This window comes from Streptococcus sp. 68 (assembly GCF_013277415.1).
GTDB lineage: Bacteria > Bacillota > Bacilli > Lactobacillales > Streptococcaceae > Streptococcus.
The window spans coordinates 68,742-82,220 of the sequence record NZ_VMMX01000003.1 but is presented as its reverse complement, the minus strand read 5'-3'; the positions used below and the strand labels follow the sequence as shown (position 1 = coordinate 82,220).

General features: G+C 39.8%; 16 protein-coding genes and 1 pseudogene. 4 read left to right on the top strand and 13 right to left on the bottom strand.

All coding sequences use genetic code 11. The features are described from left to right. Positions 1-64: 64 nt before the first annotated feature. The 5 genes from rocS to glmU form a co-directional block, all read right to left on the bottom strand. Positions 65-556 (bottom strand): chromosome segregation protein RocS, encoded by a 492-nt coding sequence (rocS, locus tag HT720_RS01230; protein ID WP_119946776.1) that lies wholly within the window; start codon positions 554-556, stop codon positions 65-67. A 76-nt stretch (positions 557-632) separates the two neighbouring features. After that, the gene (locus HT720_RS01225) at positions 633-1,325 is read right to left on the bottom strand and encodes a 5'-methylthioadenosine/adenosylhomocysteine nucleosidase (protein ID WP_173274471.1); all 693 of its coding nucleotides are present in this window, start codon (positions 1,323-1,325) and stop codon (positions 633-635) included. 16 nt (positions 1,326-1,341) lie between these two features. After that, complete coding sequence (macP, locus tag HT720_RS01220) at positions 1,342-1,656, bottom strand: cell wall synthase accessory phosphoprotein MacP (protein ID WP_173274470.1); 315 nt, start codon at positions 1,654-1,656, stop codon at positions 1,342-1,344. Between the two features lie 11 nt (positions 1,657-1,667). Next, a complete protein-coding gene (locus HT720_RS01215; RefSeq protein ID WP_173274469.1) occupies positions 1,668-2,213 on the bottom strand; it encodes an NUDIX hydrolase in 546 nt (181 codons plus the stop codon). 9 nt (positions 2,214-2,222) lie between these two features. Continuing rightward, positions 2,223-3,602, bottom strand: a complete 1,380-nt coding sequence (gene glmU / locus HT720_RS01210) for a bifunctional UDP-N-acetylglucosamine diphosphorylase/glucosamine-1-phosphate N-acetyltransferase GlmU (protein WP_173274468.1) — start codon at positions 3,600-3,602, stop codon at positions 2,223-2,225. A 142-nt stretch (positions 3,603-3,744) separates the two neighbouring features. Between glmU and HT720_RS01205 the strand changes: the two genes are divergently transcribed. From HT720_RS01205 to HT720_RS01190, 4 genes are all read left to right on the top strand, one after another. Continuing rightward, positions 3,745-4,545 (top strand): glycoside hydrolase family 25 protein, encoded by an 801-nt coding sequence (locus tag HT720_RS01205; RefSeq protein ID WP_061423877.1) that lies wholly within the window; start codon positions 3,745-3,747, stop codon positions 4,543-4,545. 94 nt (positions 4,546-4,639) lie between these two features. Then, complete coding sequence (locus HT720_RS01200) at positions 4,640-5,482, top strand: DUF368 domain-containing protein (RefSeq protein ID WP_173274467.1); 843 nt, start codon at positions 4,640-4,642, stop codon at positions 5,480-5,482. Then, a complete protein-coding gene (locus HT720_RS01195) occupies positions 5,482-5,964 on the top strand; it encodes an aminoacyl-tRNA deacylase (RefSeq protein WP_173274466.1) in 483 nt (160 codons plus the stop codon). The genes HT720_RS01200 and HT720_RS01195 overlap by 1 nt, the downstream gene beginning before the upstream one ends. Continuing rightward, positions 5,964-6,584, top strand: a complete 621-nt coding sequence (locus HT720_RS01190; RefSeq protein ID WP_173274465.1) for a histidine phosphatase family protein — start codon at positions 5,964-5,966, stop codon at positions 6,582-6,584. The genes HT720_RS01195 and HT720_RS01190 overlap by 1 nt, the downstream gene beginning before the upstream one ends. A 337-nt stretch (positions 6,585-6,921) precedes the next feature. Here the strand turns inward: HT720_RS01190 and HT720_RS01185 are convergent. The 8 genes and pseudogenes from HT720_RS01185 to tehB all read right to left on the bottom strand — a co-directional run. Beyond that, a pseudogene (locus HT720_RS01185) lies at positions 6,922-7,017 on the bottom strand (IS630 family transposase); the annotation flags it as partial. A gap of 307 nt (positions 7,018-7,324) precedes the next feature. Beyond that, positions 7,325-8,263, bottom strand: coding sequence for a peptidylprolyl isomerase PrsA (prsA, locus tag HT720_RS01180; protein ID WP_173252974.1), 939 nt, complete (start codon positions 8,261-8,263; stop codon positions 7,325-7,327). 66 nt (positions 8,264-8,329) lie between these two features. Continuing rightward, positions 8,330-9,043 (bottom strand): O-methyltransferase, encoded by a 714-nt coding sequence (locus HT720_RS01175; protein ID WP_173252975.1) that lies wholly within the window; start codon positions 9,041-9,043, stop codon positions 8,330-8,332. Between the two features lies 1 nt (position 9,044). Continuing rightward, on the bottom strand, positions 9,045-10,847 hold the full coding sequence (pepF, locus tag HT720_RS01170) for an oligoendopeptidase F (RefSeq protein ID WP_173274464.1): 1,803 nt from the start codon (positions 10,845-10,847) through the stop codon (positions 9,045-9,047). An 18-nt stretch (positions 10,848-10,865) separates the two neighbouring features. Next, the gene (locus tag HT720_RS01165) at positions 10,866-11,819 is read right to left on the bottom strand and encodes a competence protein CoiA family protein (RefSeq protein ID WP_173252977.1); all 954 of its coding nucleotides are present in this window, start codon (positions 11,817-11,819) and stop codon (positions 10,866-10,868) included. Positions 11,820-11,897: 78 nt separating this feature from the next. Beyond that, positions 11,898-12,275, bottom strand: coding sequence for a type II toxin-antitoxin system HicB family antitoxin (locus tag HT720_RS01160; protein WP_173274463.1), 378 nt, complete (start codon positions 12,273-12,275; stop codon positions 11,898-11,900). A 27-nt stretch (positions 12,276-12,302) separates the two neighbouring features. Next, complete coding sequence (locus tag HT720_RS01155) at positions 12,303-12,491, bottom strand: type II toxin-antitoxin system HicA family toxin (protein ID WP_166731323.1); 189 nt, start codon at positions 12,489-12,491, stop codon at positions 12,303-12,305. A gap of 121 nt (positions 12,492-12,612) precedes the next feature. Then, positions 12,613-13,473: an SAM-dependent methyltransferase TehB gene (tehB, locus tag HT720_RS01150; protein WP_173274462.1), complete on the bottom strand. Its 861-nt coding sequence runs from the start codon at positions 13,471-13,473 to the stop codon at positions 12,613-12,615. Between the last annotated feature and the right edge of the window lie 6 nt (positions 13,474-13,479).

The following is a 13,479-nucleotide window of genomic DNA, read 5'->3' as shown; positions in this document are numbered from 1 at the left end:
CAACTATACTATTCAGAAATAAAAGAAGCCATCAGGTTAGCATTTAACCTAAACAGCTCCTTGATTATCCTCTAAATAAACGAGCAAAAAAGCCTTTCTTAGTGGATTGGACTTCTTCTTTTGCTTGGTCCAGCTCTAGCTTAAGATTTTCTTGATCCTTCATGGCTTGAAGGGTCAATTGTTGCTGCTGATCCAGTTGTTTGTCTTTCTCAGCAATCTGACGGTCTTTGATACGCATCTGCTCGTCTTTTTCTGATAACTGACGATCCTTGGCTTTTAATTGTTCATAGAGACGAAGAATTTCTGCATTCTTCTCATCAACCAGAATCTCCATCAGTTCACGTTGCTTGACATCTTCACTGACAGGCTCATCTTCAAAAATCGTTTTTTTATAGATTTCTTCTAGCTTAATCAAGCCACTTCTGGTAACGACTGTTACCCCTTTGTCGTTTTTATCTGTGTCTTCTTCTGGTAATTCTTTGACACGGTTATTGATTGCTTGGCGAGATAATCCTAAGACCTCTGCAATCTCACTGACGGTCATTTCAATACTCATAATATCCTCTGAAACGTTTTCTAGCTTTTCTTTACTTAAATCTTATCATAAGCTAGAAAAACTGTCAAATTTCCGCTTAATCTAAAGCCTTCAAAAAGGCTAACAAGACTTGAGCAGAGCGACGTCCAGCTTCAATAATAAACTCATCAAAAGAGATGTTTGCTTCATGGTTGGCATTGTCACTCATAGCTCGGATGACTAAGACTGGAAGATTAAGAGCATGCGCTGCCTGAGCAATCGCTGCCCCCTCCATCTCAACAGCTAGAACTTCTGGGAAATGGGACTTAATCGCTTCTATCTTGTTATTTCCTGCAACAAAACTATCTCCTGTAGCAATCAAACCAAGATGCCCGTTTTGATCCAATTGAGATAAACTCTCTTGGATTTTGGTAACAAAGGTTTTATCTGATTCGAAATAAAGCGGTTGTTGCGCCATTTGTCCATAAGCATAGCCAAAAGCTGTGACATCCACATCATGATAGGCTAACTTGTCAGCAATCACGACATCCCCAACAGCAATACCTTCTGCTACTGCCCCAGCTGAACCTGTATTGATAAGAGCATCCACCTGGAAATGATCAGCCAAAATCGCCACACTCATAGCAGACATGACCTTACCAATTCCACTTTCTACAAGAACGACTTCATGAGAGGCAATGGTTCCTGTATGATAGGTATTGCCTAAAACAACTTGCTCTTGGGCATTGTCTAAATGCTGGACCAAATAAGCCAGTTCTTCTGGCATAGCCGCAATAATTCCTATTTTCATTTCAATTCCTTTTCCATTACAAAAGTTTCATTGCTAAGACAAGCAAAATCAAGAGAAAGATGACTGCAAATAAAATCTTATTCAACTTAGAATTGAAGACATTTCTCTTGGTATTTTCAATGCGACGGCTTTTATGAATAGATTGTTCGACCTGAATCTTCAAGGTTTCCTGGCTAAATCCATGATCCTTAGGATTGGCATAACCAAAACGGGAAGAAGAGGTTGGTAAAATCTTAGTCTCCTCATTATCATCTAGCAAAGGAGGACCTGAAATTTTTTCGCCTCTATTAGCTCTTTCAATCATTTCATCCGTTAATAAAGGTTTACCCATACTGACCTCCTCTATTTTTTGTGCAATTCCCAATATTGAACAGCCATAATTGTCTTGGCATCACAGATATGACCTGATTGGATCAATTCCTTAGCTTCTTCTAGGCTCACTTCAAGAACTTCTAAGGTCTCGTCCTCGTCCTGCGAGCGCGGATTTTCCACCTTTGTCAAATCGCTAGCTAGGTATAGTTTTAACTTTTCATTACAAAAGCCAATGGCTGAGTAAAAATCGTACAAGAGTTCTAATTTCCCTGTATAGGCTGTTTCTTCCTCTAATTCACGCAGAGCTGCTGCTACAGGGGCTGCATTTTCTCCTACTTCCAATTTTCCGGCTGGAATTTCGTAAGAGACAGCCTCGATGGCTTTGCGGTACTGCTTGACCAAGATGAGTTTTTGTTCATCCGTTACTGCTAAAACACAGACAGCTCCATTGTGGAAAATCAAATCCCGTTGGGCAGTTCCTTTACCTTCTGGTAATTCAACCTGATCTTGGACCAGTTTAAATATTGGTCCTTGATAGATTTCTTTTCTGCTAAGTGTTTTTTCTTCAAATTCCATGATAGGCTCCTACTGATTTTTAGGATGGTGAGGAAGACGTGTTGCGTATTCGTCTTTGTTGACCTGACGACCACGACCAATAGCAATCGCATCTGCTGGCACGTCTTTGGTAATAGTTGAACCAGCACCAACGAGGGAATTGTCACCTAACTCAACTGGCGCAATAATGGTTGAATTTGAACCAACAAAGACATTGTTACCGATGACTGTCTTGTATTTGTTTTTACCGTCATAGTTGACTGTAATGGTTCCTGCACCAAAATTAACCTTGCTACCCACTTCACAGTTTCCGATATAAGTCAAATGACCAGCCTTAGTATTCTCGCCGATAGAAGAACCTTTCACCTCAACAAAGTTTCCAATATGGACTTGGGCACCCAGACTTGAACCTGGACGAATGTGGGCATAAGGCCCAACAGTTACACCGTCTGCAACACTGCTTTCTTCAATCATAGAGTTGGTAATAACAGCTCCTGCTCCAATAGTGCTGTCCACTACATAAGTACCGTTTGTCAAAACAGTCTCAGCACCAATTTTCGTTTGCCCTTTCAAGGTAACATTGGCTTCGATTTGAACTTCAGGCGCAATCTCAACATCAATATCGATATAAGCTGCTTCTGGATTGACAAAGCTAACACCATTGACCATGTGTTGATGATTGATGCGACGACGCATGACTGACTCAGCAGTCGCAAGAGCTACACGGTCGTTGACTCCAAGACTCTCATCAAAATCTTTCAAAGTATAAGCACCAACTTTTTCACCAGCTTCACGGAAAATGCCAATGACATCTGTAATGTAATATTCGCCTTGAGCGTTATTGGTATTGATATTTTTCAAAGCCTCAAACAAACGCTCATTGTCAAAAACATAGGTTCCAGTGTTGATTTCCTTGATTTGTTTTTCAAAATCTGTAGCATCCTTCTGCTCAACGATGCGAAGAACCTCAGCATTGTCATTACGTACAATTCGTCCATAGCCAAAAGGATTTTCCGTTTCAGCAGTCAAGATAGTCGCCACATTTTTATGATTGATGTGGAAATCAATCAAGTTTTTCAAGCTTTCACCTGTGATTAAAGGAGTATCTCCTGCGATGACTAAGGTGTGACCTGACAAACCTTCTAAGATAGGCTCTGTCATCATAACTGCATGGCCAGTACCCAACTGTTCAGATTGAGTCACAAATTCTGTCTGTCCAGCCAAGACCTCTTCAACCAATTCCGCCTTGTGTCCGACAACTGTTACTGTCTTTTCAGGTTGGATAGCTCCCACACTACGGAAAACATGTTCCAGCATGGAAATACCCGCAACCTTGTGCAAAACTTTTGGCAAATCAGATTTCATGCGAGTCCCTTTACCCGCTGCTAAAATAATGGCAAAATTTGACATAATCTTCTCTTTTCTGTAGAAATTCCCTTTTATTATACCATATTTCAAATCATTCCGCGCTCTTGAATGAAAAAATGCTCCAAAGTCCTTTCCTTAACCCATTTTTTTGATTTTTTTCATTTTTAGGGTAAAATTATGAGATATGAGAAAACAAATTCATCCACTTATTTTATTTAGTTTTTTTGGGATTATAATTTTCATTTTAATCATCAATCGCCCACTTAATGACAACCAATCGTTTAAAACAAAATCCAATATAGCACAGATTGAAGCACAGGCTTTGAAACACTTAGACAAACCGATTATTGACCTCTCTGGCTGGCAGCGTCCTGAGGAAATCAACTACGATGCCCTCTCACAAAATATTTCAGGCGCTATTGTTCGTGTTCACAGTGGTGCTCAAACGACAAAAGAAAATGATGCTTCCTTTATCAATGGAATAGACAAGGCCTATAAGAGTCATATCACTGAACTTCAAAAGCGGAATGTCCCAGTTGGGGTCTACGCTTATGTAGCTGGAAAAAGTGTCCAAGAAATGGAAAAGGCTGCCGAAGTTTTCTACAATGCTGCCTCTCCTTACAGCCCTAGTTACTATTGGCTAGACGTAGAAGACAAAACCATGTCCAATATGAACGAGGGTGTTGAAGCCTTTCGAGCAAAACTAGCATCACTAGGTGCTAAAAACATCGGAATCTACGTTGGGGTCTACTTCATGGAAGAACACAGTATTGATACAGGCAAGTTTACCTCTGTTTGGATTCCGTCCTACGGCTCAGACTCAGGATTTTTGGAGAGCAGTCCTAAAACTGATTTAGATTATGATATTCACCAATACACATCTAAAGGAAAAATTGCCGGCTTTGACCACAATTTGGATATAAACGTCATCTCTCCCTTAAAAAACAAAGAAGAAACCTTTAGAAAACTCTTTTTAAAACCTTAAAAGCATTTGTTTAGCATTTGCTTTTTCTTTTTGTGTTTGATTGTGATACAATATAGTAAGGATTTTTTGAAATAGAAATAGTTGGAGGAAATATATGCTCTCATGGTTAGCACGCCTTATTAAAGGGATTGTGATTGCTCTTGGATTTATCTTACCGGGAATTTCCGGAGGAGTTCTAGCAGCAATCTTAGGCATTTATGAACGGATGATTGGCTTTCTGGCTCATCCTTTTAAAGACTTTAAAGAAAATGTTTTGTACTTTATTCCAGTTGCCATCGGTATGCTTCTGGGAATTGGCCTATTTTCTTATCCGATTGAATACCTGCTTGAAAATTATCAGGTCTTTGTCTTATGGAGTTTTGCGGGTGCCATCATTGGTACGGTTCCTAGCCTCCTCAAAGAATCAACTCGAGAATCTGACCGAGACAAGATTGATTTAGCTTGGTTCTGGGTAACCTTTATCATTTCTGGATTAGGACTCTATGCCTTAAATTTTGTCGTTGGAACCTTAAGTGCTAACTTTCTTAATTTGGTCCTAGCAGGTGCACTGCTGGCTCTTGGCGTATTGGTTCCTGGCCTCAGTCCATCAAATCTACTTTTGATTTTGGGTCTCTATGCTCCTATGTTGACTGGTTTTAAAACCTTTGACCTCTTGGGAACCTTCTTCCCGATTGGAATCGGAGCAGGAGCAACTCTCATTATTTTTTCAAAATTGATGGATTATGCCTTAAACAACTACCACTCACGCGTCTATCATTTCATCATCGGTATCGTCCTTTCAAGTACCCTTTTGATTTTGATTCCAAATGCAGGAAACGCTGAAAGTATCCAATACACTGGCCTTTCTCTTGTTGGGTATGTCATCATCGCCTTCTTCTTTGCACTGGGAATCTGGCTTGGTATTTGGATGAGCCAATTGGAGGATAAGTATAAATAATGGCAAAAAAAGTTAAAATCAAAAAAACATTGGTGGAACAAATCCTATCTAAAGCAGGTATCCCACATCAAGGGATTCAAATCAATGCCCTGGAAGGAGAACTTCCTCAAGGTTATGAAAAAGATCAGATTTTCAAAACCTTGGCTCTTTTGGGAGATAAAACAGGACCGATTATCGGAATTGTCCCTATCAACCAACACTTGTCTGAAAAGAAACTAGCCAAAATTTCTGGCAATAAAAAAGTGAGCATGATTCCACAAAAGGACTTGGAAAAAACAACAGGTTACATTCATGGAGCCAATAATCCTGTCGGAATTCGTCAGAAACACAATTATCCCATTTTTATCGATAAAATTGCTCTAGACTTGGATCAAATGATTGTCTCTGCTGGCGAAGTTGGTCACAGCATTATCGTCGCGCCACAAGACTTGGCTAGCTTTGTAAAGGCAGACTTTGCCGATATTTTGGAGGACAGCAAGTAATGAAACTCTACTTTGTCCGCCACGGTCGTACCGTCTGGAACCAAGAAGGGCGTTTTCAAGGTGCTAGTGGAGATTCTCCCCTTCTTCCTGAATCCATTGAAACCCTAAAACAACTTGGCCAATATCTCAAGGAAATTCCTTTTGATCAGATTTATGCAAGTGATTTACCTCGAGCGGTCAAATCTGCTGAGATTATCCAAAGTCAACTCAAGACACCCTGTCCTTTAGAAAGTGTTCCGAATCTCCGTGAATGGCAACTGGGGAAGTTAGAAGGTTTAAAGATTGCAACCTTGGAAGCTATTTACCCGCAACAAATCCAGGCTTTTCGTTCAAATCTTGCTCAATTTGACACTCAAATGTTCGGAGCTGAATCCCTCTATAGCACAACACAACGAACTATCCAATTTATCAAATCATTAAAAGATAGTCCAGCTGAGCGTATTCTAATTGTCGGTCACGGTGCTAATCTTACTGCCAGTCTTCGTACTCTTCTAGGATATAAAGAACCTCTTCTTCGTAAAGATGGCGGTCTAGCAAATGCCAGCCTAACCATTCTAGAAACCCATGATTTTGAAACATTTACTCTCGATACTTGGAATGATACTTCCTATCAATCATAATTATAGCCTAGTCTTCTGAACTAGAACCATAGGAGATATAGTCAGTTGAAACAAAAATAAGACAAAAGAGCCTCGTAAAAAGGTATTGCAACTTGCCAATACCTTTTTGATATGAACACGTGTCTTCTCAACAGGATTGTAAAGCAAAATGAAATAAGAACTGAATAATGTGATTTGAGAATTTAAATCAATTTATAAGAATGTTTTAGAAGCAGTGATGTACTAGTTCAGATTCACTTTTCTATACTAATACTCTTCTACAATCAAATTCAAACCGCGTCAACGTCGCCTTGCCGTATATATGTTACTGACTTCGTNNTTTTCATTGAGTATAAGATGAGTAGGGAGGAAGAGGTAAAAGTTTATGGCCAAACTCTTCACATAAGAACTCTAGCTTACCCATTCTATGGAATCTTGCATTATCCATTAAAACTTCCAACTCATACTCTTCTAAAATCTATTCAAACCACGTCAGCTTCACATTATATATGTTGGTGACCTCATAAGTCTTATCTGCAACCTCAAAGCTGTTCTATGAGAAGCCTACAGCTAGCTTCCTAGTTTAATCTTTGCTTTTCACTGAGTATTAAGTTAAAAAAATGAGGCTAGTCAAAAAGTCTTTAAAACCAAAAAACGCATAATATCAGGTATTGAAAACCTTGTACTATGCGTTTTATTGTGGGAAGATTTACTTCATTTTTTCCTGAAGTCGAGTTTTTTCCCTGACTCATTGATTTGGACTATTCTTTTGATGAACTGCTTGAGCTTGAATCTCCACCACCGATATATTGGGTAAAGATATTTTGGAAGGCTTGGTCCTTAACCTTGATATTGGCTGCTTGCAATTCTTTTCCGATAATGCTTTGAACAAATGTTGAATCATTTTGTTTTTGAGTCAAGATAACAGTTTTTAATTTTTCTTTGTAGTCATCGATGTTAGATGATTTTTCTGTTTTCTTAATGAGTTTTACAATGTAATATTGGCTACTGTAGGCTTGTGTGCCAGTTGCTGTAATCACATCAGAAATGCCATTTACATCTAAAGCGAAAGCGGCTTTCTTGACTTGCTCAGGTACTTCTGTTGAAGCAGAATCAAAGGTGATTTCTCCACCATTTGCTTTAGTTTTCTCATCAGTTGAGTTATCTTTGGCTAATTGGGCAAAGTCAGCACCTTCTGCCTTGGCTTTTTCGAGAACTTCTTTGGCCTTATCTTCATTATCAAGACGGATGATTTGAGCCGTTACATCTGGAGTATATTCGTCAAAGGCCTTCTTGTAAGCCTCATCTGTCAATTCAGCTTCTGCTGCCTTCTTAACTGCCAACTCAACTAATTTACTTGTACGAATTTGAGCTTTACGTGTTTCAAGAGTCATACCTGCTTGTGACAAGACACGTTGGTAGTTTTCGCCATATTGTTTTTCTTCTTCGGCAATAGTATCATCAACCTCTTTATCATCAAGCTCTGAGCCATATTGTTTTTCAAAAACTTTTTGGATGGTCATATTTAACAAGACTTGTTGGGCTGAAGGGTTGCTTTTTACTTGCTCATAAAATTGGTGTTCTGTAATAACATCACCTTTCATGCTGATAAGATCTGCCCCTTCTGAACCTTTTGAACAAGCTGCTAAAGTTGCTACTGATAATAGTGTAATGGCACCTGCCAATAGTTTTTTCTTCATGTCTACTCCTTTGAGATAAGTGTTACTCTATCTATTTTACTATTTTTTCTTAAATTTTTCTGAAAATCATTCGCTGTCAGGCAATTGAACATTTGCTACATTTTTACGAAGCATGAGAATGCCGTCCCCCAGAGGTACTAATGTTGCGGTGAGTCCTGGATTGTCTAAGGTTGCATCAAATAGTCTTTGAAGGCCTCGATAAATGGTTCGCTGGCCACGACGAACTTCCATAATGTCCTTGGCAACATCACCACCTTGAAAAATATCATCCAAGACAACCACACCTCCAACTTCCAAATGTTTGAGGATTTCTGGCAGAAAGACGATGTATTTAGACTTGGCAGAATCCATAAAGACAAAATCATAAGACTCTGTCAAGGTTGATAAGACATCTACCGCATCTCCTTCTAGGAGCGTAATTTGATTGCGATTGTCAAACTGGGCAAAATTTTCCTTGGCAAAACCAATCATCTCTGGATTGCGGTCAATGGTTGTAATCTTGGCCTTCGGCGCATGTTCTGCCATCAAGAGGGCAGAAAAACCGATAGCCGTCCCAATTTCCAGAATGTTTTTAGGTTGCATGGTTTCCATAAGAAAACGGAAATAAGCAACCGTTTCATGGGGAATAATGGGAATATTTTCCTTACGGGCAAAATCTTCCAATTCTTTCAAGGAACCTGTGACTTGCTTTTGACGCTGACGCATCAAGTCTACAATTTCTTCCTTGACGACAGGGCGACGCATGTTATGGTTGGCATTTTTACTATACGATTCAACCATCTTATGCCAATCCTAATTTTTCAACAAGAGCTTCAAACTCATTCAAACGACGTTCAAAGACTGCAAAGGCATCGTTGAGGTAGTCTTCCTTCTCCATATCAACACCAGCTTTTCTCATGACATTGAGTGGGTAGTCAGATTTACCTTCCTTGAGATAATCGATATAGCGATCACGGTCTTCTTGACTACCATGGACAATCTTTTCAGCCAAGGCTGAGGCCGCCGCAAAGCCTGTTGAATATTGATATACATAGTAGTTATAGTAAAAGTGTGGAATCCGAGCCCACTCGTATTGGATTTCAGGATTGTCTTCCTTACTCAAACCATAATACTCCTGGTTCAAGTCTGCGTAGAGTTTATTTAGGAAATCGCTTGTCAAGACCTCCCCGTTTTGGTCTGCTTGGTGGATAGCGTGTTCAAACTCAGCAAATTGAGTTTGGCGGAAAACTGTCCCACGGAAACCATCTAGGAAGTTATTGAGAATAGCAAAGCGCGTTGCGTCGTCTTCCACTTCTTCCAATAATTTCTCCGTCAAGATATTTTCATTAGTCGTTGAGGCAATCTCAGCCAAGAAGATCGAATAATCTCCGTAAACATAAGGTTGCGTTTCACGAGTATAGCTTGAATGCATACTGTGACCTGTTTCATGAACAAGAGTAAAGAGATTGTCCAGATTGTCCTGCCAGTTGAGAAGCATAAAGGCATTGGTATCGTAAGAACCACCAGAATAGGCACCTGAACGCTTGCCTTGATTTTCGTAAACATCAATCCAACGCTCACTGAAGGCACGTTTAACACGGCTCAAGTAATCCTCACCCAAGACTGCCAAGGCCTCTTCTGCTTTTTTCAAGGCTTCTTGGTAGGTAAAACTATATTCAACAGAAGAAAGTGGTGTGTAGACATCGTACATCTTGAGATCTGAAATTCCCAAGATTTTTGAACGAAGTTCAAGGTATCGATGCAAGAGTGGCAAATGCTTGCGAACTGCTGCTACCAAATTGTCATAAACACTTTCTGGAACAAAATTCGCTGCGAGGGCTGCATGACGAGCACTCTTGTAGTTGCGAACTTTAGCACGGTAATTTTGCACCTTAACATTGGTTTGCAAGGTTTTGGCATAGGTGTGTTGGAATTGTTCATAAGTCGCATAAAGTGCTTGATAGGCACCACGGCGAACCTCTCGATTTTTAGACTCCATCAGACGTGTGTAAGTCCCATGAGAGAGTTGCACTTCCTTACCATCATCGTCAAGAACATAAGGGAACACAATATCCGCATTGTCCAAGATAGCGAAGGTTTCACTTGCCGAACCAAAGATTTCTCCAGCGCCAGCCAATAATTCTTCTTCGCGTTGTGAAAGAACGTGATCCTTGCCTTGCAAGAGCTTGTCAAAATAGTGTTGATAAACCTGCAATTTTGGTTGAGCTTCTAAAAAGTCAGCATACTGCTTTTCACTAATCTCCATAAATTCAGGCTCATAGAATGAAAAAGCTTGATCTAGCTGGCTATAGAGAGTCATGGCCTTGGCATAGTACTCTTGGTACTTGGCTTCACGTGTGTCTTGGTCATTCTTCATATGAGCATAAACGTAAAGCTTCTCCATCTGGCGTTCCATTTCAAGAGAAGATTTAGTAATTTCGAGTAGGCTATCCGCACTATCCAGGAGATGGCCTTCATACTTGGCTACTGTCTCCAGCTGTTCTGTTAAATCTTTTAAGGCTTCTTCCCAAGCCTGGTCAGTTGGGTAAATCGTTGATAGATCCCATGTATCTTTTTCATTTATTTCATGTCTTTGTAATACCATTAGATTCCTCCATCCTTTCTATTCTACCATATTTTTTAAGAAATATTGCTGATAAAAGGCTGGTGGATAAAGCTTTTGCCAATCATTTTGAGGATTTTGTTGGTAATAGGTTTGAAAATGCTTATAATAGCTAGTCAAATCTTGCTCAATTTGGCAAAAATCACCTACTAGTGGTCGAATTTGTGGATACCATTCTTTCAGCCCATAAGTCAGGAGATTTTCCCCCTTTTGATAGGCTTCTGCTTGTTCTTTCATCCAAATAGGATTTTGATAATACAGTTGTTGCCGGATATAACGACAGATGTCCTTATCCTGAGAAACACTAAAACTAGATATTTTTTGTTTCTTATAGGGAAGACGTAATATCTCCAGTAGACTAACTTGACCATAGGGAAATTCCTTGATTTGATAATAGAGTCTGCCTCGGAGATCCTGGTGGATGAGATATTTAAGCCTTAAAACTTGTTTTTCCTTGTCTACTTCCCAAACATAAAATCCCATGTTTTGACTGAAATAGAGAAAACCTTGTTGCAGACGAGTCAAACGCTCCTTGAGCCACAGTTTTTGACCCAGCAACCACAGTACTTGGTAACCCTGACTACGATAGCCCTCACTACGCTCTTTAAGAATTTTTTGAGGCAAGGGACTACACTGAACTTCTAGAGCTAGATTGCCATTTACAAATACATCTGCAATCTGTTTAAGCTTTGGAAGAGGGTATTCTAATTGCACCTCTGCCTCTTTTTCCAACCAGTGATAAAGTGATTCTTTATTTGCCAGATGTTCTGGACTTTCATTTTCAAAGGAGTAATCACAGTCTTTTAGGAATTTGTGGGCAAAATGGGTTCGGACACTTGGTCCTTGACGCAAACGGAGTTGCCCTCCACAAGCTGGGCAGGTGTATTCTTGCTTCTCAAGCTTAGCCTCTAACACATTTACCAACTCTCCCCTAGCATCTCTCGCAACAAACATGATTTCCCTCCTTTTCTATATTATTCGAAAAAAAGAAAAAAGATCAGGAAAATTCCTAATCTTCATCATTCTATAATTTTAGAGTTGCAAGCGACTTTCAAGAGCTTGTGTCAACACTTCAGAATAGTTCACTTTCTCACGATCTGCAAGTCTGACTAGCCACTCTGGAACCGTAACATTTTTTCTAATCGCTTTATTATTCTTCACGAAAGGCAAGGGATTGACTTGAATCAAAGTCACAAATCCATCAGGAGCTTTCAACATAGAAATGTCACTAGGAGTAGGCAAATCCAGTCCTTCATCAATATAAGAAGCTAAAACACTCTCAAGCATTTCCCGAGCATTTTTCATTGCAAGTTCAAGCGTTGCTCCCTCTGTCCCACCTCCAAATTCAGGAAATTCAACCCAGTATCCAGTGCCTTCTCTATGAAAAATAGCAGGATAAGATTTTAGCATAATACACCTCCACAATTTCCAAATCAACTACAATCCCAAATCTTTTAATATTTTTCTCTCTAACCCTTTTCCTAGATCATCATTACCGTGAACTGGAATAGTGACAAGATAGGGAACTCCTTCTTTCTTAAAATGATGATGAGTTCCTCTCTTACGAACTTCAATCCATCCATTTGCAAGAGCTAATTTTACCATTTCCTTACCTGTGATTGGCATTCATTGTCACCTTTCTAGCTAAAATTATACTTATAATGCGTATTTTTGTCAATTCTTCTATCTTATCTATTCGTAAAAAAAGAAAAAAAAGATCAGAAAAATTCCTAATCTTCATTCATGTTTATTTAATTTTCTTAGCTAGCATGGTCGCAAAGCGTAGTTGAATACGATTACCATTCTCATCGCGACGGTGCAAATGGCCTGGATTTTCATTGTACTTGACCAAGTCCCAATCCTTGTAGTATTCAGCCAATTCTCCCTCTTTAAAGGTGAATGGGAAGTTCACTGAGCAAGGATAATCCTCCGTGTCCATGGCACAGACGATAAGATTATAGCCACCGACCGTGGTATGCTCCTGCATATTTTTGATAATTGCAGGAATGCGGTCTGCTTGCAGAAACATCAGAACTACTGTCGAAACGATGAAATCATACTCTTGTCCAATACTAGCTGAATTGATATCGTAAAGACCAACAGGCATGTCCAAGTCTTCCTGCTCCACAATGCTTTGTAAGATTTCAAGGGCCAGTTCATTTTGATCCACAGCCGTCACATCAAAACCTTGCTGGGCTAGAAAGAGTGCATTACGGCCTTGACCACAGCCCAAATCCAAGGCTTTCCCTGATTTTACTGTCTGCATGGCCTCTAAGACCTCTGAATGAACAGGATTGGTATTGTATTTCTTAGGGAAATAATCCTCAGGTTTACAATAAAACTCCAAATACCATTCCACATCGTCTGTTACAGCCTCCACTCGGTGCCAGGCTTGAGGTTGCGCCATTGGATTGTCTGCTCCTGCTTCAAAGAGGTGCTCAGCTAAAACCTCACCATCTTCTGTCAATTCAATAAACTTGAGAGCTCCCTTCAAGACAGTAATCTTGCCCCAAGTCCCAACCTTGGTATTGTGTTTCTGCTGAACAGCCTCTGGCATGGTTTCTTTAGTCCACAAAGGCATGCGTTTATAGGCAACTAGTTTTTCCATCTTCAT

Coding starts and splice junctions, on each gene's coding strand:
- HT720_RS01175 (WP_173252975.1), bottom strand. CDS start 9,043: ATGGTTGAATCGTATAGTAAAAATGCCAACCATAACATGCGTCGCCCT.
- HT720_RS01155 (WP_166731323.1), bottom strand. CDS start 12,491: ATGCCAATCACAGGTAAGGAAATGGTAAAATTAGCTCTTGCAAATGGA.
- HT720_RS01225 (WP_173274471.1), bottom strand. CDS start 1,325: ATGAAAATAGGAATTATTGCGGCTATGCCAGAAGAACTGGCTTATTTG.
- HT720_RS01200 (WP_173274467.1), top strand. CDS start 4,640: ATGCTCTCATGGTTAGCACGCCTTATTAAAGGGATTGTGATTGCTCTT.
- HT720_RS01195 (WP_173274466.1), top strand. CDS start 5,482: ATGGCAAAAAAAGTTAAAATCAAAAAAACATTGGTGGAACAAATCCTA.
- glmU (WP_173274468.1), bottom strand. CDS start 3,602: ATGTCAAATTTTGCCATTATTTTAGCAGCGGGTAAAGGGACTCGCATG.
- pepF (WP_173274464.1), bottom strand. CDS start 10,847: ATGGTATTACAAAGACATGAAATAAATGAAAAAGATACATGGGATCTA.
- HT720_RS01165 (WP_173252977.1), bottom strand. CDS start 11,819: ATGTTTGTTGCGAGAGATGCTAGGGGAGAGTTGGTAAATGTGTTAGAG.
- HT720_RS01205 (WP_061423877.1), top strand. CDS start 3,745: ATGAGAAAACAAATTCATCCACTTATTTTATTTAGTTTTTTTGGGATT.
- rocS (WP_119946776.1), bottom strand. CDS start 556: ATGAGTATTGAAATGACCGTCAGTGAGATTGCAGAGGTCTTAGGATTA.
- HT720_RS01190 (WP_173274465.1), top strand. CDS start 5,964: ATGAAACTCTACTTTGTCCGCCACGGTCGTACCGTCTGGAACCAAGAA.
- macP (WP_173274470.1), bottom strand. CDS start 1,656: ATGGGTAAACCTTTATTAACGGATGAAATGATTGAAAGAGCTAATAGA.
- HT720_RS01215 (WP_173274469.1), bottom strand. CDS start 2,213: ATGGAATTTGAAGAAAAAACACTTAGCAGAAAAGAAATCTATCAAGGA.
- HT720_RS01160 (WP_173274463.1), bottom strand. CDS start 12,275: ATGCTAAAATCTTATCCTGCTATTTTTCATAGAGAAGGCACTGGATAC.
- prsA (WP_173252974.1), bottom strand. CDS start 8,263: ATGAAGAAAAAACTATTGGCAGGTGCCATTACACTATTATCAGTAGCA.
- tehB (WP_173274462.1), bottom strand. CDS start 13,473: ATGGAAAAACTAGTTGCCTATAAACGCATGCCTTTGTGGACTAAAGAA.